Raw genomic sequence first — 22,721 nt, forward strand, 5'->3', positions numbered from 1 at the left:
CTCCCAGGACTTGGACCCGGCGACTGACGGCCTCCAGCCTAGTGGGCCGTACCGACGGATTTTCCGCTGACCCTGCGTTGCCCCGCGGGCAGCGATCGGTCCGGTACGGTTCCGGGCCATGTGCCGTACCCGTCTGGTGGCCGCACTGGCCGCGACCGTACTGATCGCCGGATGCACCGAGAAGATGAAGCCCGCCGTGGCCCAGCCCGCGGCGGGAGGGCCCGCGGCCGCGGCCGCCGCACCCGCGATCGACTACGCACAGTGGCGGGCAGGCACGTCGGCGCCGGTCGCCGACCCGCTCTACCCCAGGCTCGGCAATCCCGCGCTGGACGTGCTGCACTACGGCCTCGACCTGGCCTGGCAGCCGGTCACCGGGACGCTCACCGGCACCGCCACGCTGCGCATCCGGCCGGTCTCGGACGCGCGGGAGATCAAACTCGACTTCAAGCCGTACCGGCTGGACCGGGTGACCGTGGACGGCGTGGCGGTCACGGGGGCGGCGGTCGCCGCGGAGAAGCTGACCGTCCCGATCGCGGTGACCAAGGACAAGCCGGTCACGCTGGTGGTGGCGTATCACGGTGCGCCCAGCACCACCCCGATGCCGTCGCACCGTACGGACACCGAGCCGCTCGGGCTGACCGTCACCAAGGACCACTCGCTGTGGACCATGCAGGAGCCGTACGGGGCGTACACCTGGTATCCGGCCAACGACCAGCCGTCGGACGAGGCGCTGTACGACATCGCGGTGACCGTGCCGGTCGGCTGGTCGGCGGTCGCCGCCGGGACCCCGGCCGGGCACACCGGCACCACGTTCCGGTACCGCAGCACCGATCCGGTCGCGACGTACCTGCAGACGCTCGCGGTGAGCCGGTACCGGACGGTCACCGCGAACGGGCCGCACGGCATCCCGCTGACGTACTGGTACCGCCCCGGCACCGACGACAAGCTGGTGCCGTCGCTGAAGAAGTCGCCGGGCTTCCTGTCGTTCCTGGAGAAGCGGTTCGGGCCGTACCCGTTCCCCACCGGCGGCATCGTGGTGGTCGACTCGGCCTCCGGCATGGAGACCCAGCAGATGATCACCATGGGCGGAAAGATCAAGAAGCTGGACGCGGCGGCGTTCGAGGAGGACCTGCTGCACGAGTACGCGCACCAGTGGTTCGGCGACTCGGTCACCCCGACCAACTGGAACGATCTGTGGCTCAACGAGGGCTGGGCGATGTACGCGCAGTTCCTGTACTCGCAGTCGGTGCACAAGTTCTCCGACGACGAGCTGGAGAGTTTCCTGCGCGAACGCGACGCCGAGCTGCGCGCGAAGCTGGGGCCGCCCGCGCACCCGAAGGCGGCGAACTTCGCCGAGAGCAACGTCTACGTCTGCCCCGCGGCGATGCTCAAGCAACTGCACGACGCGCTCGGCGACCGGAAGTTCTTCGCGCTGGCGACCGCATGGGTGCAGACGCAGAAGAACACGCAGCAGACGCGCGCGTCCTTCACCGCGTTCGTCAACAAGCAGACCGGGCGGGACTTCACCAAGCTGATCGACGCCTGGCTGGACTCGAGGTCCACCCCGAAGTGAGCCGGCCGGTGGCCCGGAACCCCGGGCCACCGGGCATCACAGCGCGGGCGGGGTGAGCGTGCCGACCGCGGACTCCAGCGCCGCGGCCACCCGGTACATCCGGTCGTCGGCCATCGTCGGGGCCATCACCTGGAAACCGACCGGCAGGCCCTCGGACAGGCCGCACGGCACGGAGATGGCCGGGCCGCCGTACAGGTTGGTGGGGATGGTGAACAGGTCCGCCAGATACATCTGGTACGGGTCCGAGGTACGCGAGCCGAACGGGAACGCCACGAACGGCGTGGTCGGCGAGATCAGCGCGTCGACCCGCTCGAACGCGGACGTGAAGTCGCGCGTGATCAGCGTACGGACCTTCTGCGCCTGCCCGTAGTACGCGTCGTAGTAGCCGCTGGACAGCGCGTACGTGCCGAGGATGATGCGGCGCTTGACCTCGGGGCCGAACCCGGCCTCCCGGGTCAGCGACATGACCTCCTCCAGCGAGCGGTTGCCGTCGTCGCCGACCCGCAGGCCGTACCGGACGCCGTCGAAGCGGGCCAGGTTGGACGAGCACTCGCTCGGCGCGATCAGGTAGTACGCGGGCAGTGCGTACTGGAAGTGCGGGCAGGACACCTCGACGACCTCGGCGCCGAGCTTGACCAGCTTCTCCACCGCGTCGCGGAACGCGGCCGCCACGCCGGGCTCCGCGCCCTCCCCGGAGAACTCCGTGACCAGACCCAGCCGGACCCCGCTGAGGTCGCCCGTGGCGCCATGCCGGGCGGCGGCCACCACGTCCGGGACGGGCTGCGGGATGGACGTGGAGTCGCGCGGGTCGTGCCCGGCGATCACGGCGTGCAGCAGCGCGGCGTCCTCCACGGTCCGCGCGCACGGGCCGGGGGTGTCCAGCGAGGACGAGAACGCGATGAGGCCGTGACGGGAGGTGCCCCCGTACGTCGGTTTGGCGCCGACCGTGCCGGTCACCGCGCCGGGCTGGCGGATGGAACCGCCGGTGTCCGTGCCGATGGCCAGCGGCGCCTCGTACGCGGCCAGGGCCGCAGCGCTGCCGCCGCCGGAGCCACCGGGGATGCGCCCGAGGTCCCACGGGTTGTTCGTCGGCCCGTAGGCGGAGTACTCGGTGGACGAGCCCATCGCGAACTCGTCCATGTTGGTCTTGCCGAGCATGACCGTGCCGGCGGCACGGAGCCGCTCGACGATGGTCGCGTCGTAGGGTGGCCGCCAGCCCTCGAGGATCTTCGACGCGGCGGTGGTGGGGACCCCGCGGGTCGCCACGATGTCCTTGACCGCGACCGGCACCCCGGCCAGCGGCCCCAGCTCCTGCCCGGCGGCGCGCCGCTCGTCCACCGCCCGCGCGGCCGCCAGCGCGCCCTCGCGGTCGACGTGCAGGAACGCGTGCACCCGCGGGTCGACCGCGTCGATGCGGTCCAGGTGGGCGGTGGCGACCTCCACCGCGGAGGCCTCGCCGCCGGAGATGAGCGCCGCGACCTCGGTCGCGGTCATCCGCGTGACGTCACTCACGGCTTCAGTCCTCCTCGTCCAGGATGCGGGGCACGCGGAACCGGCCCTCGGCGGAGTCCGGCGCGCCGGAGAGCGCGTCGGCCTGCGTCAGGCACGGCTGCTCGACGTCGTCGCGGTACACGTTGGTCAGCGGCACGGAGTGCGAGGTCGGCGGGATGTCCTCGGCGGCGACCTCACCGACCCGGGCGACCGACTGCAGGATCACGTCGAGCTGGCCCGCGAACTGGTCCAGTTCCTGCTCGGTCACGGCGAGCCGCGACAGGCGCGCGAGATGCGCGACCTCTTCGCGGGAGATGGCGGTCATCGGGCCCCCTGCTGATCCGTCGGTACGGCGATCATCGGCGTCGCCGCTGACCCGAGCGAGTCTATTTCGCCCGGGTGCCGGGCCAACCGCCGACTCCCGATTCGCGAGTCACCGGCGGCGGATCACGTGGTCGGGACCGGGCGCAGCGGCCGGTACCGGGCGAGCCAGCCGAGCAGGTCCTCCGCGGGCATCGGGCGGGCATGGAACCAGCCCTGCGCGGCGTGGCAGCCCACCTGCGCCAACGCCCGCCAGGTGCCCTCGTCCTCGACACCCTCGGCGACCACCCGCAGACGCAACGCCTCCGCCAGGTCGATCACCGAGCGGACGATGGCGGCGTCGCCCCGGTCGGCCACCATGCCCAGCACGAACGACCGGTCAATCTTCACCTCGGACAGCGGCAACCGGCGCAGATGCTGCAGCGACGAGTACCCCGTGCCGAAGTCGTCCAGGGAGATGGCCACGCCCATCCGGTCCAGCCGTGTGATGGTGGTGAGGACCCGGTGCGGGTCCGCCATCAGCGCGCTCTCCGTGATCTCCAGCTGCAGCAGCCGCGCCGGTACGCCGTACCGGCGCAGCAGGGTGTCGACCCGCTCGGCGATCTCGGTGCTGTGCAGGTCGCGCACGCTGACGTTGACCGCGGCCCGGACCGGGCGGCCCGCCACCTGCCACGCCGCGAGCTGCGCGATCACCTCGTGCAGCACCCGCGCGGTGAGCAGCCGCATCACCGGGGTCTGCTCGGCGACCCGGATCAGTTCCTCGGCGCCGACCAGCCCGCGCTGCGGATGCTGCCAGCGCAGCAGGGCCTCGACGCCGACGACCTCGCCGGACGCGATCGCGATCTGCGGCTGGTAGAAGAGCTGGATGCCGTCGTCGCGGGGGCCGGGCTCCTCCCCGCGCGACGACGGGAGCACGTCGAGCACGCTGGGGTGCCCGTGCAGCGCGCACCGCAGGTCGGCCAGGAGGGTGAGCCGCTCCGGTGAGTGGTGGGCCGCGTCGGGGCCGTACACCACCATCTGGTCGCCGCGCTGCTTGGCGTCGTACATCGCAGCCTCGGCCTGGCGCAGCAGCGTCGCGGCGTCGCCGGACCCGCCGCGGGCGGAGCCGGGCGGCGCGAGGGCCTGCATGGCGATGCCGATCGTGGCGCTGACGTCGACCGCCAGGCCGTCCAGATGGAACGGCCGATGCAGGACCTCGGCGAGGTGTCCCGCGACGGCCCGCGCCGCGGCGGGCCCGTCGACGCGCGTGGCGAGCACCGCGAACTCGTCGCCGCCGAGCCGGACCAGCAGGTCGTGTGCGGGGACGGCGGCGGCGAGCCGGTGCGCCACCGCGGCGAGCAGCCGATCCCCCAGCGGGTGGCCCAGCGCGTCGTTGACGTTGCGGAACCGGTCCAGGTCCAGCAGCAGCAGGGCGAGCGGCGGCGCCGGTTGCCGGGCGCCGCCCTGGTGGTCGGCGACCGCGGCCTGCAGCACCCGGCGGTTGGGCAGGCCGGTGAGCGGGTCGACGCGGGCGGCGCGCTCGTACTCGCCCGCGGAGCGGACCATCCGGTGCACCGCGTGCAGGGCGAGCAGGACCAGTGGCACGAGGACCAGCCCGACCTGGGCGGCGGCGAGCACCACCGGTCCGAGCAGCAGCAACGCGGCGGTCGCGAACAGTTCGACGTTGCGGCGCGGCAGGTGCGGTGGGCGGCGGCCGTCGGAGCGCCAGCGGGCGGTGAGCGCGGCCAGGCCGTACCGGGCGCCGATCCACGCGGCCGCCGCGGCGACCGTCAGCGCCGCGTCGTCCCAGTGCGGTGCGGGCCCGAGGCGCAGTCCGGTCACGGCGGCCACCAGCGACGCCGCGGCGAGCGCCCCGGCGTGCTGCACGGCCAGGTGCGGGACACGCCGGGCGGGACGGCGCATCCGGGCCCCGGCGACCGTCACGGCCGCGATCTGGGCCGCCAGCGCGGGCACGAACCCCCAAGCCAGGGCGATCGCGAACGTGAAGCAGATGGACGGCAGGACGACGGAGCTGGCGCGCCGGTTCGCCAGGACGTACGGACGCGCGTCGACCGCGACGGCGAGTACGGCCATCGCCCAGTACGCGGGCGGCAGCGCGGCGAACGTGTCCTCGGCGGCAGCCCACACGGCCACGTCGACCACGGCCGCGCCGGTGGCCGTCAGAAGGATGCCGCGCCAGGCGGGCGCCGCGGGCCAGCCCGGTTCCACGCCCGTTTCGGGGAAGAACGCCTCGGGGAGCAGGCTGCCCGCCGTGGCGCGACGCGGCTGTGCGGCACCCATGCGACCTCCCCGATGGTGTCGGACCGACCGATCCCCCTCACCATAGATCCGCATGGACAAAACGACGCGAAACAGACTCGTCGCTACCAAACCCGCATGCGTGAGCTTCGGCGGAAGCCCGCATATTTCACCCGATAGGGTCTGCTTCCTTGTCATCCGGAGGGGCCATCTCGGCGACCTGGCGCGCCGCGTCCGGCCCGTCGGCCAGCAGCACCGCAAAACCGGCCTCGTCCAGCACCGGCACCTTGAGCGTGAGCGCCTTGTCGTACTTGCTGCCCGGGTTGTCGCCGACCACGACGAACGCGGTCTTCTTCGACACCGAGCCGCTGACCTTGCCGCCGCGCGACGTGACCGCCTCGGTCGCCTGATCCCGCGAGTGACCGGCCAGGGTGCCCGTGACCACCACGGTCAGGCCCTCCAGCGGGCGCGGGCCCTCCTCGCCACGCTCGTCGGCCATCTGCACCCCGGCCTCGTGCCACTTGCGCACGATGTCGCGGTGCCAGTCGACCGTGAACCACTCGCGCAGGCTCTCGGCGATCGTCGGGCCGACCCCGTCCACCGAGGACAGTTCCTCGACCCGCTCCTCGCCCACGGCGGCCTCGATCGCCTCCATCGAGCCGAACTGCCGGGCCAGAGCCTGCGCCGCGGTCGGGCCGACGTGCCGGATCGACAGGGCGACCAGCACCCGCCACAGCGGCCGGCTCTTCGCCTCGGCCAGATTGTCCAGCAGCTTCACCGCGTTGCTGCCCAGCGTGCCGTCCTTGTTGACGAAGAACGGCGCGCCCGCCAACTGATCGGACGTGATCGCGAACAGGTCGCCCTCGTCCGTGATGATGCCCGAGTCCAGCAGCGCCTGACCGGCCTTGTAACCCAGCACCTCGATGTCGAACGCGCCGCGCCCGGCGAGGTGGAAGACCCGCTCGCGCAACTGCGCGGGACAGGACCGGGTGTTCGGGCAGCGGATGTCGACGTCGCTCTCCTTGGCCGGCGCCAGCCCGGTGCCGCACGCCGGGCACTGCGTCGGCATGACGAACCGGCGGGCATCCGCGGGACGCAGATCCATCACCGGGCCGAGCACCTCGGGAATCACGTCCCCCGCCTTGCGCAGCACGACCGTGTCGCCGATCCACACGCCCTTGCGCTCGACCTCCCGGGCGTTGTGCAGAGTGGCCAGCGCGACCGTGGAACCCGCGACCCGCACCGGCTCCAGCACCGCGAACGGCGTGACCCGCCCGGTACGCCCGACATTCACGTCAACGTCGAGCAGCTTGGTGGTGACCTCCTCCGGCGGGTACTTGAACGCGATCGCCCAGCGAGGCGCGCGACTGGTCGAACCGAGCCTGCCCTGGATGGCCACCGAGTCGACCTTGACGACCACCCCGTCGATCTCGTGCTCGACGTCGTGCCGGTGCTCGGCGTAGTAGTCGATGAACTCGCCCACTCCGGCCATGTCGCCGACGAGTTTCCACCGGTCACTGGTCGGCAGCCCCCACGCCTTGAGCTGCTCGTACGCGTGGGACTGGGAGGTCGGCCGGAAACCGGTGCGGGCGCCGATGCCGTGCACCACCATGCGCAGGCCACGCGATGCGGTGATCCGCGGGTCCTTCTGCCGCAGGCTGCCGGCCGCCGCGTTGCGCGGGTTGGCGAACGGCGCTTTGCCCTGCTCCACCAGCGACGCGTTGAGATCGGCGAACGCCGAGGCGGGGAAGTAGATCTCGCCGCGCACCTCCAGCAGCTCCGGCGGGTTCTCCCCGGCCAGCCGCTCCGGGATCTCGCGGATCGTGCGCACGTTCGACGTCACGTCCTCGCCGGTGCGGCCGTCGCCCCGGGTCGCCCCGCGCACCAGCCGCCCCTTCTCGTACGTCAGGTTGATGGCCAGGCCGTCCACCTTCAGCTCGCAGAGGAAGTCGACCGGGCCGCCCGCGTCGCGCACCGTGCGCTCAGCCCACGCGGCCAGCTCGGCGGAGTCGAACACGTTGTCCAGCGACATCATCCGCTCGGCGTGCTCGACCGGGGTGAACTGGGTGGAGAACGTGCCGCCGACGTTCTGCGTCGGGGAGTCGGGGGTGCGCAGCGCCGGATACTGCCCCTCCAGCGCCTCCAGCTCGCGCAGCAACGTGTCGAACTCGGCGTCGGAGATCGTCGGGGAGTCGAGCACGTAGTAGCGGTACTGATGGCCGCGGAGCTCGTCGCTCAGCTCGGCATGCCGGGCGCTGGCCTGCGGCGGCGGCTCGGCACCGGCCGCCGCCACCTGCGCCGCGGTCGGGTGGCCCGCCGCGATCTCCGCGGCGACCGCGGCCTCCGCCGTCGACTCCTTCGACGAGCCCTTCGAACTCCTGGCCACCGCAAACCCTCCGTCTTCCGTGCTTCCACCAGCACGTTAGTCGGCCCCTACGACAGTTTGCGGCCCGCCGTCACCGCGGATCCTCAGACCTCGGCCAGCCGGCGACCCGCGTCCCGGCAGGCCGCGAGCACCGCCCGGACGTACCGGTCCGGCGCGCCCGCCAGGCCGCACGCCGGGGTGACCACGACCTGCGCGGCGAGGCGTCCGACCGGGAACCCGAGGCGGGTCCACAACGTACGGACCCGGTCGGCCACCTGGACGGACGTGGGCGCCCGCCCGCCCGAGGGCCGGGTGGCGACCGCGCCCGCGAACAGGCCCAAGCCCGCGTCGAGGGCCTCGCCGAGCGGGTCGAGATCGGACAGCAGGGACAGGTCGAGCGCGACACCAGCGGCGTTGGCGTCGCGGACGACGTCCAGCGGCACGTCGGCCGCGCAGCAGTGCACCACCACGGGCGCGCCGGCCGCCTCCACCACGGCCCGCACGGCAGCCGCCGCGTCGGCGTGCTCCACCGCGGGGTACGCGCTCAGCCCGCTCTCGGTCCGCACCCGCCCGGCCACGACCGCGGGCAGCATCGGCTCGTCGAGCTGGAGCAGCACCGACGCGCGCGGCACCCGTTTGCGGACCTCGGCGACGTGGCGCCGCAGCCCTTCGGCGAGCGAGTCGGTGAGGTCACGGACGGCTCCGCGGTCACGCAGCACTCGCCCGCCGATCGGCAGGTCGATGCTCCCGGCCAGCGTCCACGGCCCGGCCGCCTGCAGTTTCAGCACCCCGGCGTACCCGTCGCACTGCTCGGTGACCTGGTCCAGGTCACGTTCCCAGAAGTCGGCGGCGCGGCGCAGGTCCGCACCGGGCCGCCGGGCGACCTGCCACTGCCCGGCGTAGAGCTGCACGGGCAGGTCGACGAGCAGGCCGGCGCCGCGGCCGATGATGTCCGCGCCGGGCCCGCGTTCCGGCAGCTCCGCCAGGTGCGGCAGGTCCGGCAGTTCGCCGAGGACCAACCGCTGCGCCTCGGCGATGTCCGTGCCGGGCAGCGAGCCGAGCCCGGTGGCGGCACCGGCGGGCCAGGGGAAATCAGGCACCGGCGGGAGCCTCAGAGCCGGTCGACGCCACCGATGCGGCGGCGGACGGCAGACCCGCCGTGATCGTGGCCGAGCCGAGCACGACGTCACCCCCCGGATCGGGCCGGTACGCGACGATCGCCTGCCCGGCCGCGACACCACGGGCGGGCTCGCGCAGCCGGGCGGTCACCGTGTCCCCCGCGACGGTTACCTCCGCCGCGACGACCTCCCCGTGCGCGCGGAGCTGCACCTCGCACGCCACCGGGGTGGCCGCGCCGTGCCAGATCGGCCGGGCGGCGGTGACCGTGTCGACGGCCAGATCCTCGCGCGGCCCCACGGTCACGGTGTTGGTCTTCGGGGTGATCGACAGCACGTACCGGGGGCGGCCGTCCGGGGCGGGCACCCGCAGGTCCAGGCCCTTGCGCTGGCCGACCGTGTAGGCGTAGGCGCCGCGATGGCGGCCCAGGACCGCGCCGGTGTGGGCGTCGACGATGTCGCCCGGCTCCTCGCCGAGCTGGCGGGCCAGGAAGCCGCGGGTGTCACCGTCGGCGATGAAGCAGATGTCGTTCGAGTCCGGCTTGTCGGCCACGGCCAGTCCGCGCTCGGCCGCCTCCACGCGGACCTGCGACTTGGTCGAGTCGCCCAGCGGGAAGATTGCGCGGTCCAGCTGGGCGCGGGTCAGCACGGCCAGCACGTACGACTGGTCCTTGGCGAGGTCGACGCTGCGGCGCAGCAGCCCGTCCGCGCCGAGCCGCGCGTGGTGTCCCGTGACCACGGCGTCGAACCCCAGGGCCACGGCCCGGTCCAGCACCGCAGCGAACTTGATCTTCTCGTTGCAGCGCAGGCACGGATTCGGGGTACGGCCGGCCGCGTACTCGGCGACGAAGTCGTCCACCACCTCGGTGTGGAACTGCTCGGCCATGTCCCACACGTAGAACGGGATGCCGATCACGTCGGCGGCCCGGCGGGCGTCCCGCGAGTCCTCCAGCGTGCAGCAGCCGCGCGCCCCGGTGCGGTACGTCTGCGGGTTGCGGGCCAGGGCCAGGTGCACCCCGGTCACGTCGTACCCGGCGTCCTTGGCGCGCGCCGCGGCCACGGCGGAGTCCACCCCGCCCGACATCGCCGCCAGCACTCGCATTCCTCCAGCCTATCCGCCCACGGGTGCAGCGATCGAAGGCACCGGGGCGGTAGGGGCGGGCGGTCAGCGGGGGGTTTTCCAGGCGGCGGCGCGGCGGGCCCGCTCCACCGCACCCGGCAGCGCCGCCAGCAGGGCGTCGACGTCGTCCGGGGTGCTGGAGTGGCCCAGGGTGAAACGCAATGAGGAGCGGGCCCGGTCGTCGTTCGCGCCCATGGCCAGCAGCACGTGCGAGGGCTGGGCGACCCCGGCGGAGCAGGCCGAACCGGTGGAGCAGGCGATGCCCTGCGCGTCGAGCAACAGCAACAGGGCGTCGCCCTCGCAGCCGGGGAACGAGAAGTGGGCGTTGCCGGCCAGCCGGTCGCCGGGCGCCCCGTTGTAGACCGCGTCCGGAACCGCGGCGCGTACCCGGGAGACCAGGTCGTCGCGCAGCGCCGCGACCGAGGCCGCGTACTCGGGCTGGCGCTTGACCGCGGCCTCGACCGCCACCGCGAACGCCACCACGCCGGGGGTGTCCAGCGTGCCGGAGCGCACGTCGCGCTCCTGGCCGCCGCCGTGCAGCAGCGGGGTGCAGGCGACGTCGCGGCCCAGCAGCAGCGCGCCGACCCCCACCGGGCCGCCCAGTTTGTGGCCGGTCACCGTGAGCGCGGCCACCCCGCTGGCGGCGAAGTCGACCGGCACCTGGCCGACCGCCTGCACCGCGTCGGTGTGCAGCGGCACGCCGGTCTCGGCGGCCAGCGCGGCCAGCTCGTGGATGGGTTGGATCGTGCCGACCTCGTTGTTGGCCCACTGGACACTGACCACCGCGACGTCGTCGCCGCGCTCGTCGAGCAGCTCGGCGAGGGCGGCGGGGGCGACCCGGCCGGACGAGTCGACCGGCAGCCAGTCGACGTCGGCCCCCTCGTGCGTGCCCAGCCAGTCGACCGAGTCCAGGACCGCGTGGTGCTCGACCGCCGACGCGGCGACCCGGGTCCGGCCCGGGTCCGCGGCCCGGCGCGCCCAGTAGATCCCTTTGGTGCCGAGGTTGTCGCTCTCGGTCCCGCCGCTGGTGAAGATCACCTCGGACGGGCGGGCGCCGAGCACCGCGGCGATGCGCTCGCGGGACTCCTCGACCAGCCGGCGCGCGGTACGCCCGGCAGCGTGCAGGGACGACGGGTTGCCGAGCTGCCCGGCCGCCGCGACGTACGCGTCGAGCGCCTCGGGAAGCATCGGCGTGGTCGCCGCGTGATCCAGGTAGGCCATCACCGGAAAGCTTATGCCCCCGCGGTCGATACGCCCCGGACGGCGGTCGCCGCCCCGCCACCACGCGCGTTCGTGCAGGCTGTCGGGCCTGCTCAGGCCACATAAGCGCCCGGCCCCGGCGGAGATCGCTCCGCCGGGGCCGGGTCGTGACAGTGCCGGTGTCACTTGCGCTTGCGGATCTCCTCGGCAGCCTGCGGCACGACCTTGAACAGGTCGCCCACGACACCGAAGTCGGCCAGCTCGAAGATCGGCGCCTCGGGGTCCTTGTTGATCGCGACGATCGTCTTGCTGGTCTGCATGCCGGCCCGGTGCTGAATGGCACCGGAGATGCCGAGCGCGACGTAGAGCTGCGGCGACACGGTCTTGCCGGTCTGCCCGACCTGGAACTGGTGCGGGTAGAAGCCGGAGTCGACCGCGGCACGGGACGCGCCGACCGCGCCGCCGAGCAGGTCGGCGAGCTCCTCGACCAGGGCGAAGTTCTCCGCGTTGCCGACGCCGCGGCCACCCGAGACGACCACGGACGCCTCGGTCAGCTCGGGGCGCGAGCCCTTCTGCTCGGCGACCCGCTGCACGACCTTGGCCAGCTTGTCCGCGTCCGTCGAGGTGACCGTGAGCTGCTCGACCGCCGGGGTGGCGGCGGCGGGCGACGGGGTCACCGAGTTCGGCCGGACCGTGACGATCGGCAGACCCTTGGTGACCTTGGACTTGACGATCGCGGAACCGGCGAAGACCACCTGGGTGGCGGTGCCGTCGGCGTCGACCGCGACCGCGTCGGTGAGCAGCCCGTTGTCGAGCTTGACCGCGAGCCGGCCGGCGATCTCCTTGCCCTCCTGGGTGGAGGCGAGCAGAACGGCCGCGGGCTGCACCCGCTTGACCAGCTCGGCCACGACCGTGGCCTTCGGAGCGACGAGGTAACCGTCGACCTCCTCGCCCTCGGCCGCGTAGATCTTCGCGGCGCCGAACTCGCCGAGCTTGTCGGCGAACTGGGCGGCCGCGCCGGCACCGCCGAGCACGACCGCGGACACCTCGCCCAGGTCGCGGGCGATGGTCAGCATCTCGAGCGTGACCTTCTTGACGCCGGCTGCCTGCGAGGCCTCGACGACGACCAGTACTTCAGCCATGTGGGCCTCCCCCTCAGACGAACTTCTCGGTGGCGAGGAACTCGACGAACTGCGTGCCGCCCGTACCCTCGTCGGTGATCTTGGTGCCGGCGGACCGCGCCGGGCGCTTCGAGAACTCGACCACGGCGCTGGTCGCCCCGGCGGAGCCGACCTCGCCGGCGCTGACGCCCAGGTCGCCGAGCGCGAGGGCCTGCACCGGCTTCTTCTTGGCGGCCATGATGCCCTTGAAGGACGGGTAGCGCGGCTCGTTGATGGTGTCCCACACGCTGACCACGGCCGGGGTGGCCGCGGTGACGACCTCGTAGCCCTCGTCGGTCTGCCGCTCGATGGTGAGGTTGGCACCGTCCACGGTGAGCTTGCGGGCGCCGGTCAGTGCGGCGATGCCGAGGCGCTCGGCCAGCATGTGCGGCATGACCTGGACGCGGCCGTCGGTCGACTCGGCGCCGCAGAGCACCAGGTCGGCGTTGAGCGTGCCGAGAGCGGCGGCGAGCACCTTGCTGGTGGCCACCGCGCAGGAGCCGTGCAGCGCGTCGTCCTGCACGTGAACGGCCTTGTCCGGACCCATGGACAGGGCCTTGCGGATGGACTCGGTGGCGCCCGCGGGACCCATCGTCAGGATGGTCACCTCGCCGCCGTGCGCCTCCTTGAGCTTGAGCGCCTCTTCGATGGCGTACTCGTCCATCTCGTTGATGACGTTGCTAGCCGAGGCTCGCTCGACGGTGTTGTCGCCCGGGCTCAGGGTGCGCTCGGCACCGGAGTCGGGTACCTGCTTGACCAGTACGACGATGTTCATCGCGCTTCGACGACCTCCTGTTTACGAACGCCCACGGCCACGTGTCACCCCGGAAAGGTTACCCGTCAGTAGCTAACCGGTCCCCGCCACCGAGCGTGACTCACCTCACGGCCCCGGACCGCCGTTTCGCGGCTGCCGCCCCATCCTCCCTCACGCCCGGATGCCGCCGTCCCCGGGCAGCCCCGGAACTGAACGTTCGATAATCGTCGCGTGTTGAACGACCTGCGACAGTGGTTCGACCCCGGGCGGACCGCGCGGGTCGGCAAGACCCCCGACTACCGGTTCTCCCTGGCCAACGAGCGCACGTTCCTGGCCTGGATCCGTACCGGGCTGGCGCTCATCGCGGGCGGGCTGGCGTGCGCGCAGTTCCTGCCCCCGCTGCCCATCACCCACCTGCGCGAGATCATCGCGGTGTCGCTGCTCGTACTCGGCGCGCTCGTCGCACTACGCGCCGTGGACCACTGGGCCCGTACCGAACGCGCCATGCGGCTCGGCACGGACCTGCCCCGGTCCCGGTTCCCCGCGGTGCTGGCCATCGTGGTCGCGGCCGGGGCGCTGCTACTGGTCGTCGCCGTGCTGATGCGGGCCCTGCGATGAGCGGCCGGGCCGGTCGGGCCGGGTCCGGCGCCGGTCTCACGGCGGGGGGCCGGCAGTGAACACCCCGGACAGCGGCGACGACCACGGTGCCTCCGCCGAGCGCACCCGGCTGGCGTGGCGGCGCACCGGCCTGTCCGCGACCGCGGTCGGCCTGCTCATGCTGCGCCCGGCGTTCGTACCGCATCCGGGCGCCACGACCGTGCTGGCCGTCGCGGCCGCGATGGCGATCTGGGCCGTCCTGGTCGCGCTCGGCTACCGCCGGGTGCACGGGCTGATCGCGCGTCCGCCCCGGCCCGGACGGCACACGGTCATCGCGTACGCCCTGCTGTGTGCGAGCTTCGCGGTGTGCGGCGCGGTGGTTGTCGTGGCGTGATCGATGACGTACCGGTCGCGCCGCGTCATCATTGCCTCATGGTCCGGTCGTTCATCCTCCTGGCTGCGATGCAGCTCGTACTTCTGGTCCTCGGCCTGATCGGCGCGCTGTCCGCCGACCGGGTCCGCAACCTGCCACGCGCCCTGTGGGTCCTGATCGTCCTGCTGGTCCCACTGTTCGGACCGATCGCGTACTACCTCTGGGGACGCCCGCTGCCCGCGCCGCACGAGGGCGGCCCGGCCCGCGGGCACACGGCCCGGCCCGCCTCACCCGACGACGACCCGGACTTCCTGCGCACGATGAACACCGAACAGGCCCGCCGCGACCGCGAACTGCTCGCGCAGTGGGAACGCGAGCTGCAGAAGCCGGAGGACGAGTAGCGGCTCAGGCCAGGTTGGACGACCGCGGGTACGCGTCCGCCGGGTCGGTGAGCACGTTGACCAGATACGGCACACCCGCGTCGAACGCCCGCTGCAACGCCGGACCCAGGTCCGCCGACTTCTCCACGGTCTCCCCCGCCCCGCCCAGCGCCCGCACCACGTCGTCGTAGCGCAGGCCCGGCTGCAGGTCCGCGGCGACGTCGTAGCCGTACATCGCGTTCATGGGGTGCTTCTCCAGGCCCCAGATGCCGTTGTTGCCCACGACGATGACGACCGGCAACTGCTGGCGCACCAGGGACTCGACGTCCATCAGGGAGAAGCCGGCCGCGCCGTCGCCCATCAGCACACAGATCTGCCGGTCGGGGTAGGTCACCCGGGCCCCCATGGCGTATCCCATGCCGGTGCCCAGGCAGCCGTACGGGCCGGGGTCGAGCCACGTGCCGGGCTGCGCGGGCTCCAGGAAACGGCCCGCGTACGAGACGAAGTCGCCGCCGTCGCCGATGGTGACGGCGTCCGCCGCAAGGACCCGGCGCAGCTCTCCGTAGATGCGGGCGGGGCGGATCGGGTCGGTCTCGGCGGCCATCGCCTCGGCGTCGCGCGCCTTCGCCGCGTCCTCGGCGGTCCGCAGGCCCGCCACCCACTCGGTGTGGTCGGCGCGCGCCCCGGCGAAGTTCGCGAACGCGGTGAGGATCGCCCGCAGGTCGCCAGCCGGGGAGGCGGCCGGGGTCACGTGCGTGGCGCGCTGGCTGGGCGCGTCCACGATGTGCACCACCTGCGCGTCGCCGAACTCGCCGAAGCCGAGCCGGAAGTCCAGCGGGGTGCCGACCACCGCGACGACGTCGGCCTCGCCGAGCGCGGGACGCCGGGCCCGGGCGAACGTGAGCGGGTGGCCGGGCGGCAGCGCACCACGGCCCATGCCGTTGGTGAACACCGGTACGTGCAGCGCCTCGGCCGCCGCGCGCAGCGCGTCGATCGCGTCGCCGGTCCACACGTCGGAACCCGCGATGAGCACCGGGCGCTGGGCGCCGGCGAGCAGTGCAGCAGCCCGGGCGACCTCATCGGAGTCCGGCTCGATCACGGGCACGGCCGGGGCGGCGGGAACGGCCACCTCGCCGGTCGAGAAGAACACCTCCAGCGGCAGGTCGAGGAACGCGGGGCCGCGGTGAGCGGCGAGCGTGGCGTCCAGCGCGCGGGCCACTTCTGCCGGGATGGCGTCGGTGTCGGTGACCGTGGCCGCGTACTTGGTGACCGGGGCGACCAGCGGGATGTGGTCGATCTCCTGCAGGCTGCCCGAGCCCCAGCGGAACGCGGGTGCCCGGCCGCCCATCACGAGCACCGGGGACGCGTTGAAGAACGCGCTGGTCAGGCCGGAGATGCCGTTGGTGACGCCGGGGCCGGCGGTGAGCACGGCGAGGCCGGGACGGCGTTGCAGCTTGGCGACCGCCTCGGCGGCGAACACCGCGGACTGCTCGTGCCGGACGTCGTAGATCGGGAAGCCGGCCTTGTGGGCGGCGTCGTACAGGGGGAAGACGTGGCCGCCGGAGAGCGTGAACATCTCCGTGACGCCGTACGCCCGCAGGGTGGCCAGCGCCAGGTCGCCGCCGTGGCCCTCGATCATGTCCGCCATGTCCGCTCCCGTCCTTGGGTCTCCGGGTGCACGCTACCGGTCTCCGAGGAAAAGATGAATCCGACTCACCTAAGTGGCGGTTGATTCGGGCGGCACCGAATCAGGAGCCGAGTGCCGGCCGGATCAGGTGATACACGTCGCGCAGCAGGTCGTACGCCGCGTCACGCACCGGTTGATTCGTCTTGGCCGCGTACGCCACGACGAGCGCCGCCAACGGCGCCGCGATCAGCACCGCCATGCTCAGCATGATCTGCAGGAACCGCACGAAGCGGCCACGACGACGCCGGGGGCGCTTCGACGGCGCGGCCGGCGCCTGCGGACGCCGGGCCACTGCCGCCGGCTCGGCGCGCCGGGCCTTCGCGGACTTGTCCTTCGCCGGACGGGCGGGCTTGGGGGCGGCCGGTGCCGCACGCCCGGTCGACTTCCGGGTCGGCGCCGAGGCGGGCGGCGCCACCGCCGCCGAGGCACCGGCGGCCGGGGAGGCGGGCCGCCCGGCCGGGGACATCGGACGCGTCGCGTTCGGCATCTGCCGGGTGGGCGTCAGGCCGGACCCGGCACGCACGGGCGCCGGGGAGCGCCCCGCGCCACCGGGCCGCGCGGGACCGGGCGCCCACACTCCACCCTCGGCATCCCACGACGGATCGGCGGCCACGGTGGCGTTCGGGTCGGGCAGCCACGGCTCGGGCGCGGCGTCCGGCCACGGGTCCACGGCCGGCGGCGGCAGATCGGCCGGACGCGTCATGGCGCGCACGGTCTCCTGGTCGTCGGCCCCGGTCGGCCGCCGCGGCGCGGAACGCACCGTCTCGGCATCGTCGACACCCGCCGCGGGCCGCGCGGCCAGCACCGTCTCGGCATCGTCGACACCGGCCGCGGGAGGCCGGGCATCGTCGGCACCGGCCGGGCGCCGGGCGGCGAGGACCGTCTCGGCATCGTCGACACCGGCGGAGGGGCGGCGTGCCGCAAGCACGGTCTCGGCGTCGTCGACGCCGATCAACGAGGGCAACCGCAGCTCCGCGGTCGGGCCCGGCGCGGCCGGCTCGGACGCCAGCAGGGCGGCACCGGCGAGGATGCTGCCCTCGGCCACCACCAGTTCCGGCTGCTCGATCACCACGGGCGCCTCGCCGACCGCCCGGTGCAGCAGCGTCGCCACCAGCGGGATCCGGCTCGCGCCGCCGACCAGGAACACCCCGGCCAGGCGGCCCTCCGGCAGATCCGCCCAGCGCAGCAGGTCGGCGGTCACCCGTACGGTCTGCTCCAGCACCGGCCGGGCCAGCGTCTCCAGCTCGTCGCGGGTGAGGTGCACCTCCAGCCCCAGCAACGGCACCACGAGATCCGCGGACTGGGTACGCGACAGCCGCTCCTTGGCCACCCGGACGTCGTCCCAGAGCTGACGCTGAGCGCGCCGCTCCTCGACGGTCTCGGGCTCCACCAGCCGCTTCCACCCGGCGGCGTCGCGCTCCGTGCAGAACGCGCCGAGATGCTCCACGATCGCCGCATCCACGTCCAGCCCGCCGATGTCGTCGCGGCCGTCGACCGCCATGACCTCGAACCCCTCGGCCGTACGGGCGACCACGCTCGCGTCGAACGTGCCCGCCCCGAAGTCGTGCACCACCACGACCGAGCCGATCGGCACGTCACGGCCCAGCACCTCGGCGAAATAGGTGGCCGCCGCGACCGGCTCGGCGACCAGCCGGGCACCGGTCAGCCCTGCCCGGGCGGCGGCCTCGGCGAGCAGCCCGCGCCGGGCGGCGCCCCAGGTCGCGGGGCAGGTGAGGGTCACATCCGGGCGGACCGGGCCGACCGCCCGGTGCCACTCCTCGGCGACGCGGGCCAGCACGGCCGCGATCAGGTCCACCACCGGCAGCTCGTGGTCGCCCAGCAGCACGGTGCCGTCGTCGATGCGGCGCTTCGGGTTGGGCTCGAAGCGGGACGGCTCCAGCCGGGCACTGTGCACCGCGTCCCGGCCCACGATCAGCTGGGCGTCGGGCTCGGCGTACACGGCGGAGGGCAGCAGCGGCGAGCCGTCGACGAGGATCGGCCGGGCCCGCCCGTCCGGCCAGCGGGCCACCGCGACGGTGTTGGAGGTGCCGAAGTCGACGCCGAGCGCGTGCCGCTGGGCCCGGCCCTGGTCGGTGGACATGCGCGCCAGTCTAGGCGGTGCCCGCCGCCGGAAGATCTCCCGCGGGCACCGCCCGGCGCCGGACCGGATTCAGCGCCCGGTGAACTTCGGCTTGCGCTTCTGCACGAACGCGGTCGTGCCCTCCACCCGGTCGTCCGTGGCGAACAGGCCCGCGAACAACTGGCTCTCCCAGGCCAGACCCGCGGCCAGGTCCATGCTCAGGCCGCCGTCGACCGCCAGCTTCGCGGCGCGCAGCGCCAGGGCAGGACCATTCAGGTACGGGCGGACCAGCTCGACCGCCGTCGCGTACACCTCACCGGCGGGCGCCACCCGGTCGGCGAGGCCGATCCGCAGCGCCTCGTCGGCGTCGACCATCCGGCCCGAGAAGATCAGGTCCTTGGCGCGGGCCGGGCCGACCAGGCGGGCCAGGCGCTGAGTGCCGCCGGCACCCGGGATGAGCCCGAGCCGGATCTCCGGCTGGCCCAGCTTCGCGTCGTCGGCCACCACCCGCCAGTCACAGGCCAGCGCCAGCTCACAGCCGCCGCCCAGCGCGTACCCGGTGATCGCGGCGACGACCGGCTTGGGGATCCGTGCGACCGCGTCGAACGCCGACGACAGCGCGGCCGCCCGCACGGTCATCTCCTGGTACGTGGTGGTGGTGAACTCCGTGATGTCCGCGCCGGCCGCGAACACCTTCTCCCCGCCGTACACGATCACCGCCCGGACGTCCGTGTCCTGCTCCGCCGCCTGCGCCGCCACCCGCAGTTCCTCCTGGACCTGGGTGTTGAGCGCATTCATCGGGGGCCGTTCGAGCCTGATCGTGCCGATGCCGTCGGTGGTCTCCAAACGGACGAAGTCGCCCACGCTGCCGCCTCCTGAGTCTCGGTTCAGGTCAGCCTACGACGGGTACCCGATAGGGTGGCGAGCGGCGGAGGAGGCGGGATTGATCACGTACTACCGGGACCCGGAGGTCGTCGTCACATCGGCCGCGATCCACATGGGCGGCCGGGACTACCAGCCGGACGAGCTCGCCCGCGTGTGGCACCGGCACGGCCCGCGGTCCTGGGCCACGGTCATCGAGCGCGGCGCGTCGGGCCTGCTCATCCTGTTCCCGATCTTCCTGGGCGCGCTGGGGGTCGCGCTGGCCCTGATCATGGAGTCCCCGGCGTCCACCACGGTCATCCTGGGCGGGGGCGGCCTGCTGCTCGGGTTGGCCTCGGTGCCCACGGCCGACGTGGTGCTGAACCGGGTGGACCGGTCGTACGACCGAGGCAGCCGCCCGCTGGAGATCTGGGGCCACGTGCACGGTTCGGACGTGCTGCTGCTGCACACCGCGGACCGCCGCCGGTTCGGCCAGATCTACCGGGCTTTGCAGCGGGCCCTCGAATCGCGCCCGGTGCCCCGGTGAGGCGGCCGACCGGCGCGGCCGCCCTGGCCGCCCTGCTCACGACGTCCGGCGTGGGGCACTTCGCGCGGCCGGAGCCGTTCGACCGCATCGTGCCGCGCACCCTGCCGGGCAGCGCGCGCACCTGGACGTACCTGAGCGGGGCCGCGGAGCTGGCCGTGGCCGCGGCGCTGACCCGGCCGCGGACCCGGCGGCTGGGTGCGCTGGCCGCGGCCGGGTTGTTCGTCGCGGTGTTCCCCGCCAACGTCAAGATGGCCGTCGACTGGCGGCATGCGCCGCCGGTGTACCGGGCCGCCGCGTACGCCCGGCTGCCGCTGCAGGTGCCGCTGGTGTGGTGGGCGCTGCGGGTGGCCCGCCGCTCCACGGACTGAGCCGGGGGATGGCCCGCTGCGCAGGCTGAGTTCGCGAAACCGGCCCACACCGGGCACCGCACGGGTGACGATCAGGTCACCATGACCACCACCCAGGTACGGCCCACGGGCGTCGAGCGCACCTTCGGCCAGGACGAGATCATCGTCACGAAGACGGACCCGCGCGGCATCATCACGTACGCGAACGACGTCTTCCTGCGCGTCTCCGCGCTCACCGAGGACGAGGCGCTGGGCAGCCCGCACAGCGTGATCCGGCACCCGGACATGCCACGTGCGATCTTCAAGCTGCTCTGGGACACGCTGGAGCAGCGCCAGGAGATGTTCGCGTACGTCCAGAACCTGGCACTCGACGGCGCGCATTACTGGGTCTTCGCGCACGTCACGCCGACCGTGGACGTCACCGGGCAGGTGGTCGGCTACCACTCCAACCGGCGCACCCCGGACGCCTCCCCGGTGGCCGCGGTCACCGGGCTGTACGCGGAACTGCGGGCCGAGGAGCAGCGGCACGCCGGGGCGCGGCAGGCGGTGGCGGCCTCGGTCGCGCTGCTGGAGCGGAAGCTGGTCGAGCGCGGACAGACCTATGAGGAGTTCGTGTGGGAGCTCACGAACACGGCCAACCCGTGAAGCATCGTGCCAAGGGCACGGCGGTACGGCACCGGGCCGAGACGCCGGCCACCGCCCCGGTGGACGCCACCGCCGCGTTGCGGCACATCGCGGACGTGTGCGACCGGGCCCGGGCGGGCGACCTGGAGGTGCGGCTGGCCCCGCTGGGCGACTCCGAGGTGGCCGTGGCGGCGCGTACGGCGATCAACGGGCTGCTCGACATCACGGACGCGTACGTCCGGGAGTCGAGTGCCACGCTGGCCGCCGCGGCCGACGCCCGGTTCCACCGCCGGTTCCTGACCCGCGGTCTGGGTGGCGCGTTCCGGGCCGGCGCGGAGCTGATCGGAAGGTCGACCCACGCGATGAGCAACTCGGCGGATTACCTCGTCGAGGCGCGGCAGTCACGGGTGTCCCTGGCCGACGAGTTGGAGTCGGCGGTGCTCACGGTGTCCGAACAGGTGGCGACCGCGGCGACGGAGATGGGCGCGTCCGCGAAGGGTCTGGCGGATTTCGCCCGCGACGCGGTGGCCGACGCCGAGCGGGGCCTGGAGACCGTGGGTTCTTTGCGTACGTCGTCCGAGCAGATCCGGCACGCCGTCGACCTGATCAACCAGGTGGCGTCGCAGACCCGGCTGCTGGCACTGAACGCCACGATCGAAGCGGCCCGAGCCGGGGAGGCCGGGCGCGGCTTCAGCGTGGTGGCCGGCGAGGTCAAGACGCTGGCGAACGAGACGAGCAGCTCCAGCGAAGAGATCATGACCCAGGTCAGCACGGTGCAGCAGGCCGCCGCGGACGCGATCGGCGTGCTGGAGGCCGTGACGGCGAACATCCGGGAGATGAGCAGCCTGGTGGACGGGATCGCGCTGGCCGTGGACGGCGGGCGCGGCGCCGGCAGCACCGGGCTGTCGCAGCTCGCCGAGGTGCTGCGCAGCGAGGTCAACCGGTTCGTCACGACGGCCCGGCAGGGCTGAGGTCAGGCGCTGCCGTACAGCTCGTCGATCTCGGCGCGGCGGGGCAGCGAGACCGAGGCACCGACCGTACGGACGCAGACGGCCCCCGCCGCGGTGGCCCAGCGGACCGCGTCGATCAGGTCGCGGCCCTCGGCCCAGGCGACCGCGAGCGCCCCGGTGAACGCGTCACCCGCGGCGGTCGAGTCGGTCACCTTCACGCGGTACGCGGGGATCCGCGCGTCCCGGCCGTCGCGGTCGGCGTACCGGGCGCCGTCGGCGCCGAGCGTGAGCACCACGCGGGGCGCCAGCGCGAGCAGCGCGCCCGTGTCCGGTTCCGGGGTGCCGGTGAGCGCCCGCGCCTCGTTCTGGTTGACCACGAGCAGGTCCACGTCCGCCAGCAGCTCGGATGTCAGCGGGCGGGCCGGGGCGGCGTTGAGCACGACCCGGGTACCCGCCTCGTGCGCCACCCGGGCCGCCTCGGCGACCGTGGCCGCGGGGATCTCCTGCTGGCACAGCAGCACGTCCGCGTGGGCGATCGTGGCCCGTTCGGTCTCGTTGAGGTCGGTGAACGTGCTGTTCGCGCCGGGACTCACGATGATCGAGTTCTCGCCGTTGCGGTCCACCATGATGACCGCGACGCCGGAGGCGCCGTAGCTGGTCCGCACGTGTGTGGTGTCCACCCCGGACGCGTCGAGCCGCGCCTTCAGGCTCACCCCGAACGCGTCGGAACCGATCGCGCCGAGGAAGGCACACCGGCCACCGGCGCGGGCCGCCGCGATGGCCTGGTTGGCGCCCTTGCCGCCCGGCACCATGAGGAAGTCGTCGCCGAGCAGGGTCTCGCCGGGCCGCGGGAGCCGTTCGGTGATTCCGACCAGGTCCATGTTGGCGCTGCCCACGACGACGATGCCGGGCGCGTGGGTCTCGCTCACCCGGTCCCT

General features: G+C 73.5%; 21 protein-coding genes. 8 read left to right on the forward strand and 13 right to left on the reverse strand.

Translation table 11 applies throughout. The annotated features are described in order from the left end of the window. The first annotated feature begins 118 nt into the window (after positions 1–118). Positions 119–1,573 (forward strand): M1 family metallopeptidase, encoded by a 1,455-nt coding sequence (locus ACMCNK_RS15505; protein WP_412737113.1) that lies wholly within the window; start codon positions 119–121, stop codon positions 1,571–1,573. 36 nt (positions 1,574–1,609) lie between these two features. Here ACMCNK_RS15505 and gatA read toward each other — a convergent pair whose 3' ends face one another. From gatA to ACMCNK_RS15550, 9 genes are all read right to left on the reverse strand, one after another. Continuing rightward, positions 1,610–3,067: an Asp-tRNA(Asn)/Glu-tRNA(Gln) amidotransferase subunit GatA gene (gene gatA / locus ACMCNK_RS15510; protein ID WP_412740869.1), complete on the reverse strand. Its 1,458-nt coding sequence runs from the start codon at positions 3,065–3,067 to the stop codon at positions 1,610–1,612. A 22-nt stretch (positions 3,068–3,089) separates the two neighbouring features. Further along, positions 3,090–3,389, reverse strand: a complete 300-nt coding sequence (gene gatC / locus ACMCNK_RS15515; protein ID WP_412737114.1) for an Asp-tRNA(Asn)/Glu-tRNA(Gln) amidotransferase subunit GatC — start codon at positions 3,387–3,389, stop codon at positions 3,090–3,092. A 122-nt stretch (positions 3,390–3,511) separates the two neighbouring features. Then, entirely contained in the window at positions 3,512–5,665 is a 2,154-nt protein-coding gene (locus ACMCNK_RS15520) for a putative bifunctional diguanylate cyclase/phosphodiesterase (RefSeq protein ID WP_412737115.1), read from the reverse strand. A gap of 127 nt (positions 5,666–5,792) precedes the next feature. Beyond that, positions 5,793–7,946, reverse strand: a complete 2,154-nt coding sequence (gene ligA / locus ACMCNK_RS15525) for an NAD-dependent DNA ligase LigA (RefSeq protein WP_412740870.1) — start codon at positions 7,944–7,946, stop codon at positions 5,793–5,795. A 146-nt stretch (positions 7,947–8,092) separates the two neighbouring features. Continuing rightward, complete coding sequence (locus ACMCNK_RS15530; RefSeq protein ID WP_412737116.1) at positions 8,093–9,088, reverse strand: methionine synthase; 996 nt, start codon at positions 9,086–9,088, stop codon at positions 8,093–8,095. Beyond that, the gene (gene mnmA / locus ACMCNK_RS15535) at positions 9,081–10,205 is read right to left on the reverse strand and encodes a tRNA 2-thiouridine(34) synthase MnmA (RefSeq protein ID WP_412737117.1); all 1,125 of its coding nucleotides are present in this window, start codon (positions 10,203–10,205) and stop codon (positions 9,081–9,083) included. Before mnmA ends, ACMCNK_RS15530 begins: the two co-directional genes overlap by 8 nt. Before the next feature lie 63 nt (positions 10,206–10,268). Then, positions 10,269–11,444, reverse strand: a complete 1,176-nt coding sequence (locus ACMCNK_RS15540) for a cysteine desulfurase family protein (RefSeq protein ID WP_412737118.1) — start codon at positions 11,442–11,444, stop codon at positions 10,269–10,271. Positions 11,445–11,605: 161 nt separating this feature from the next. Beyond that, a complete protein-coding gene (locus ACMCNK_RS15545; RefSeq protein WP_412737119.1) occupies positions 11,606–12,565 on the reverse strand; it encodes an electron transfer flavoprotein subunit alpha/FixB family protein in 960 nt (319 codons plus the stop codon). A 13-nt stretch (positions 12,566–12,578) separates the two neighbouring features. Next, complete coding sequence (locus ACMCNK_RS15550; RefSeq protein ID WP_412737120.1) at positions 12,579–13,358, reverse strand: electron transfer flavoprotein subunit beta/FixA family protein; 780 nt, start codon at positions 13,356–13,358, stop codon at positions 12,579–12,581. A 210-nt stretch (positions 13,359–13,568) separates the two neighbouring features. On the opposite strand from ACMCNK_RS15550, the gene ACMCNK_RS15555 reads away from it, so the two are divergent. From ACMCNK_RS15555 to ACMCNK_RS15565, 3 genes are read left to right on the forward strand one after another with little or no spacing between them, the layout of a single operon-like run. Continuing rightward, complete coding sequence (locus ACMCNK_RS15555) at positions 13,569–13,955, forward strand: YidH family protein (protein ID WP_412737121.1); 387 nt, start codon at positions 13,569–13,571, stop codon at positions 13,953–13,955. Positions 13,956–14,010: 55 nt separating this feature from the next. Next, entirely contained in the window at positions 14,011–14,328 is a 318-nt protein-coding gene (locus ACMCNK_RS15560) for a DUF202 domain-containing protein (RefSeq protein ID WP_412737122.1), read from the forward strand. A 38-nt stretch (positions 14,329–14,366) separates the two neighbouring features. Then, the gene (locus ACMCNK_RS15565) at positions 14,367–14,708 is read left to right on the forward strand and encodes a PLD nuclease N-terminal domain-containing protein (protein WP_412737123.1); all 342 of its coding nucleotides are present in this window, start codon (positions 14,367–14,369) and stop codon (positions 14,706–14,708) included. 4 nt (positions 14,709–14,712) lie between these two features. Here ACMCNK_RS15565 and ACMCNK_RS15570 read toward each other — a convergent pair whose 3' ends face one another. The 3 genes from ACMCNK_RS15570 to ACMCNK_RS15580 form a co-directional block, all read right to left on the reverse strand. Next, a complete protein-coding gene (locus ACMCNK_RS15570; protein ID WP_412737124.1) occupies positions 14,713–16,335 on the reverse strand; it encodes an acetolactate synthase in 1,623 nt (540 codons plus the stop codon). Positions 16,336–16,435: 100 nt separating this feature from the next. Continuing rightward, positions 16,436–18,475, reverse strand: coding sequence for an Hsp70 family protein (locus tag ACMCNK_RS15575; protein ID WP_412737125.1), 2,040 nt, complete (start codon positions 18,473–18,475; stop codon positions 16,436–16,438). A gap of 69 nt (positions 18,476–18,544) precedes the next feature. After that, on the reverse strand, positions 18,545–19,318 hold the full coding sequence (locus tag ACMCNK_RS15580; protein ID WP_412737126.1) for an enoyl-CoA hydratase/isomerase family protein: 774 nt from the start codon (positions 19,316–19,318) through the stop codon (positions 18,545–18,547). Positions 19,319–19,397: 79 nt separating this feature from the next. Here ACMCNK_RS15580 and ACMCNK_RS15585 point away from each other — a divergent pair, with 79 nt between their 5' ends. The 4 genes from ACMCNK_RS15585 (at position 19,398) to ACMCNK_RS15600 (ending at position 21,804) form a co-directional block, all read left to right on the forward strand. After that, entirely contained in the window at positions 19,398–19,862 is a 465-nt protein-coding gene (locus ACMCNK_RS15585; protein ID WP_412737127.1) for a DUF6232 family protein, read from the forward strand. Continuing rightward, positions 19,859–20,230: a MauE/DoxX family redox-associated membrane protein gene (locus ACMCNK_RS15590; protein ID WP_412737128.1), complete on the forward strand. Its 372-nt coding sequence runs from the start codon at positions 19,859–19,861 to the stop codon at positions 20,228–20,230. The genes ACMCNK_RS15585 and ACMCNK_RS15590 overlap by 4 nt, the downstream gene beginning before the upstream one ends. A gap of 81 nt (positions 20,231–20,311) precedes the next feature. Then, a complete protein-coding gene (locus tag ACMCNK_RS15595) occupies positions 20,312–20,854 on the forward strand; it encodes a PAS domain-containing protein (protein WP_412737129.1) in 543 nt (180 codons plus the stop codon). Beyond that, positions 20,851–21,804, forward strand: a complete 954-nt coding sequence (locus ACMCNK_RS15600) for a methyl-accepting chemotaxis protein (RefSeq protein ID WP_412737130.1) — start codon at positions 20,851–20,853, stop codon at positions 21,802–21,804. The genes ACMCNK_RS15595 and ACMCNK_RS15600 overlap by 4 nt, the downstream gene beginning before the upstream one ends. A gap of 2 nt (positions 21,805–21,806) precedes the next feature. On the opposite strand, the gene ACMCNK_RS15605 is transcribed toward ACMCNK_RS15600, so the two are convergent. After that, complete coding sequence (locus ACMCNK_RS15605) at positions 21,807–22,712, reverse strand: ribokinase (RefSeq protein WP_412737131.1); 906 nt, start codon at positions 22,710–22,712, stop codon at positions 21,807–21,809. Between the last annotated feature and the right edge of the window lie 9 nt (positions 22,713–22,721).

The organism is Krasilnikovia sp. MM14-A1259, assembly GCF_047159535.1.
In the GTDB taxonomy this organism is placed as follows: Bacteria; Actinomycetota; Actinomycetes; order Mycobacteriales; family Micromonosporaceae; genus Actinoplanes.

Excerpts from the sequence above, each read along its gene's own strand:
- ACMCNK_RS15505 (WP_412737113.1), top strand. The coding sequence starts at position 119 with ATGTGCCGTACCCGTCTGGTGGCCGCACTGGCCGCGACCGTACTGATC.
- gatA (WP_412740869.1), bottom strand. The coding sequence starts at position 3,067 with ATGACCGCGACCGAGGTCGCGGCGCTCATCTCCGGCGGCGAGGCCTCC.
- gatC (WP_412737114.1), bottom strand. The coding sequence starts at position 3,389 with ATGACCGCCATCTCCCGCGAAGAGGTCGCGCATCTCGCGCGCCTGTCG.
- ACMCNK_RS15520 (WP_412737115.1), bottom strand. The coding sequence starts at position 5,665 with ATGGGTGCCGCACAGCCGCGTCGCGCCACGGCGGGCAGCCTGCTCCCC.
- mnmA (WP_412737117.1), bottom strand. The coding sequence starts at position 10,205 with ATGCGAGTGCTGGCGGCGATGTCGGGCGGGGTGGACTCCGCCGTGGCC.
- ACMCNK_RS15540 (WP_412737118.1), bottom strand. The coding sequence starts at position 11,444 with ATGGCCTACCTGGATCACGCGGCGACCACGCCGATGCTTCCCGAGGCG.
- ACMCNK_RS15545 (WP_412737119.1), bottom strand. The coding sequence starts at position 12,565 with ATGGCTGAAGTACTGGTCGTCGTCGAGGCCTCGCAGGCAGCCGGCGTC.
- ACMCNK_RS15550 (WP_412737120.1), bottom strand. The coding sequence starts at position 13,358 with ATGAACATCGTCGTACTGGTCAAGCAGGTACCCGACTCCGGTGCCGAG.
- ACMCNK_RS15565 (WP_412737123.1), top strand. The coding sequence starts at position 14,367 with ATGGTCCGGTCGTTCATCCTCCTGGCTGCGATGCAGCTCGTACTTCTG.
- ACMCNK_RS15570 (WP_412737124.1), bottom strand. The coding sequence starts at position 16,335 with ATGGCGGACATGATCGAGGGCCACGGCGGCGACCTGGCGCTGGCCACC.
- ACMCNK_RS15575 (WP_412737125.1), bottom strand. The coding sequence starts at position 18,475 with ATGTCCACCGACCAGGGCCGGGCCCAGCGGCACGCGCTCGGCGTCGAC.
- ACMCNK_RS15595 (WP_412737129.1), top strand. The coding sequence starts at position 20,312 with ATGACCACCACCCAGGTACGGCCCACGGGCGTCGAGCGCACCTTCGGC.